Origin of the sequence: Algoriphagus yeomjeoni, from assembly GCF_003259505.1 — a bacterium.
GTDB classification, from domain to species: Bacteria; Bacteroidota; Bacteroidia; order Cytophagales; family Cyclobacteriaceae; genus Algoriphagus; species Algoriphagus yeomjeoni.
Genome location: NZ_QLLK01000031.1, coordinates 1 through 1,275 on the forward strand (window position 1 = coordinate 1; position 1,275 = coordinate 1,275).

2 protein-coding genes are annotated in these 1,275 nt (G+C 37.2%); one reads left to right on the forward strand and one right to left on the reverse strand.

The window, feature by feature from the left end:
- Positions 1–168: 168 nt before the first annotated feature.
- Entirely contained in the window at positions 169–378 is a 210-nt protein-coding gene (locus tag LV83_RS21460) for a hypothetical protein (protein ID WP_158530638.1), read from the reverse strand.
- Positions 379–522: 144 nt separating this feature from the next.
- Here LV83_RS21460 and LV83_RS21260 point away from each other — a divergent pair, with 144 nt between their 5' ends.
- Complete coding sequence (locus LV83_RS21260) at positions 523–1,185, forward strand: hypothetical protein (protein WP_111613579.1); 663 nt, start codon at positions 523–525, stop codon at positions 1,183–1,185.
- Positions 1,186–1,275: the final 90 nt, after the last annotated feature.

Below are 1,275 nucleotides of genomic sequence, written 5' to 3' on the forward strand. Positions count from 1 at the left end.
AGTTACCTCTTTCTGGCTGCTCTTGAAACTACCGTAGGTTTAGTGCAACAGCACCTACCCAAAAGTGGCGGTTCAGTGGTTAAATCAAGCTTTGTACTCCTATGAAAGTTTGTGCTTGGTTGACAGTGAAGTGCTTCGAAATCGCCACCTTCGGGTAGCTGCAAAACGTTATAGGGCATTAAACCGAACAACCTCGACAAGTTCAATATCCTTAATTTGAACAGCACCAACTTGAATTACAGGTAAGACAGTACCAAATCTGTAATCCGCTAAATGTTGCACTAACTCTTCATCATTTTCATAATCCTTTACAATATCATCTGTTTCATCAACTTCGATTTCGTATTTGTAAGTAATTTCAATTTCTAACTTTCTCATTTTAATAAAATCAACGCCCTATAACACCGCATAAAACAAAGCAGGGGCTTGTTTGCTACTTTTAGCGGTTGAGCTTCGTTTCATCCTTTGTGTAGGCGGATAGGGTGTCGCTCGTTATCCCTGCCTTGTCTTATGCAAAACGTTATGCCCTATTTTAAAATGACAGACACGACAGAAAAATATACAGCAGAAGAAATTCTTGAAATATTCAAGGAACAACACAGACTTTGTAGTCCGCTTGACCCTGAAGCAGACCCTTGGGCAGAAATTAGTTCTGAAATGACAATTAGAGAATGGAGATGGGCAAATGATTTACTTGGATGGAAAGAACTCAGTAACTTTCTTAATCAAGAATTCCGTATTGACATACCCGAAAAAACTTGGTATGAAACATTAGAACCTGCAAAAACAAGAAGACTTATTGAAGTATGTGAACTAATTTCAAAACACGCAACAAAAGAATATTTTCAAGAACAAAAACTTTTCGGACAACCTTGTTTAAAAGCAAGTGTTTTTCTGACCATTAAAAGAAACTTAGAAAAAAAAGGAGTGAATGTTTCCGACCTTAGACCTTCTTCAAGTTTTAATGAATATCTAGACCAACATTTTTCACCAGTTTTGGAAGAAATTACATTGACAGGGACAAAGCCAATTGACAAAATAGAAACAATAAGGAGAAAGAAAGGATTTTGGAATACTATAAACATTTTTGACCCTCAAAGACACGAGATTTTGACAGGAGACGTGAAAACTTTTAGAGATTTAGTAGAGAAAATAATTGATGAAAAAGAGAAAAACAGGGCATAACAACTAGGTTTTCGTCGCGTGCGTAGCACGAACGATGAAACCGATGTTGCACGGAACCGGTGAAGTTCTTATGGGGATTGAGTCAGGATT

Excerpts from the sequence above, each read along its gene's own strand:
- LV83_RS21460 (WP_158530638.1), bottom strand. The coding sequence starts at position 378 with ATGAGAAAGTTAGAAATTGAAATTACTTACAAATACGAAATCGAAGTT.
- LV83_RS21260 (WP_111613579.1), top strand. The coding sequence starts at position 523 with ATGCCCTATTTTAAAATGACAGACACGACAGAAAAATATACAGCAGAA.